Raw genomic sequence first — 1247 nt, 5'->3', positions numbered from 1 at the left:
GGGTTTCTCCAAACCCAGGGAATGTGGATTATGGACCGCAACTGGAGATGCCCTGAGGGCGAAATCGACATCGTGGCCCTTGACGGCGACACGTTGGTGATCGCCGAGTTGAAGACCCGGAGGAACCTCGACTACGGCCATCCGTTTGAAGCCATTGGAGCTGCCAAGCTCGCGCGGCTCCACCGGCTGGCTTTGTCCTGGTGCCGTGATCACGAGGTACGCGCCGCGCGCCGTCGCGTGGACGTGGTGGGCGTCATCGACGACGGGTCGGGCGAGCCACAGCTCGAGCACCTCAGGGGTGTGGGCTAGTGGGTGTGGGCCGAAGCTACTCCATCGCTTTGCTGGGCCTGAACGGCTTCATTGTGGAGGTCGAAGCGGACATCGGACAGACACTCCCAAGTTTCGTGCTCCTGGGTCTGCCGGACGCTTCCCTGAACGAGGCCAAGGAGCGCATCCGTTCTGCGGCGCAGAATTCGGGCATCCCGCTGAGTCGCCGAAAAATCACCGCAAACCTGATTCCGGCGTCGCTGCCGAAGCGGGGTTCAGGGTTCGACCTGGCGATCACCATGGCAGTGTTACGCGCTGCAGGTGATATCCGTTCCACCGAAGGCACGGTCTTCATCTCCGGATTGGGCCTGGATGGCAGGTTGAGGCCGGTCCGTGGGATTTTGCCGGCGGTCATGGCCGCGGTTCAAGCGGGCCATCCGGAGATTGTGGTCGCCCAGGCAAATGTCGCCGAGGCGGAGTTGGTTCCGGGCGCGGTGGTCCGCGGCTACAAAACCTTGGCCCGCCTTGCGTTCGATTTCGGGGCGGATCCGCAGGACCTGGCCCTGGATTATGAACCGGCCGACGGTGACGTCGCCGGAGATCAGGACGTCGGTGCCGCGGTTGTTCCGGATCTTTGTGACGTTTCGGGGCAGGGCGATGCCCGGCGCGCCTTGGAGGTAGCGGCAGCCGGGGCACATCACGTGCTGCTTTGCGGTCCTCCCGGGGCGGGCAAGACCATGCTTGCCGAGCGGCTCCCAGGGCTGCTACCGGACCTGGGGGACCGGGAAGCCATGGAAGTCACGGCAATCCATTCGCTCTCGGCTGTCCATGTTGACTCGGTGCAGCTATTGCGCCGGCCGCCCTTTGAGAATCCACACCACAGCGCCACCGCCGCGGCAATCATCGGCGGTGGTTCCGGCCTGCCGCGCCCCGGGGCGGCATCACGGGCGCACCGCGGCGTCCTGTTCCTCGACGAGGCA

At 65.2% G+C, this 1247-nt stretch carries 2 protein-coding genes; both read left to right on the top strand.

All coding sequences use genetic code 11. The features are described 5' to 3' along the window. A partial coding sequence (locus tag J2S96_RS20110) for a YraN family protein (protein ID WP_306867661.1) occupies window positions 1-309 on the top strand: 309 nt, incomplete at its 5' end. Further along, on the top strand, window positions 309-1247 hold a 939-nt coding region (locus J2S96_RS20105), incomplete at its 3' end, for a YifB family Mg chelatase-like AAA ATPase (protein ID WP_306867658.1). The genes J2S96_RS20110 and J2S96_RS20105, both read left to right, overlap by 1 nt.

Origin of the sequence: Arthrobacter bambusae, assembly GCF_030812595.1 — a bacterium.
GTDB lineage: Bacteria > Actinomycetota > Actinomycetes > Actinomycetales > Micrococcaceae > Arthrobacter > Arthrobacter bambusae_B.
This window is presented reverse-complemented; position numbering and strand designations above follow the sequence as displayed.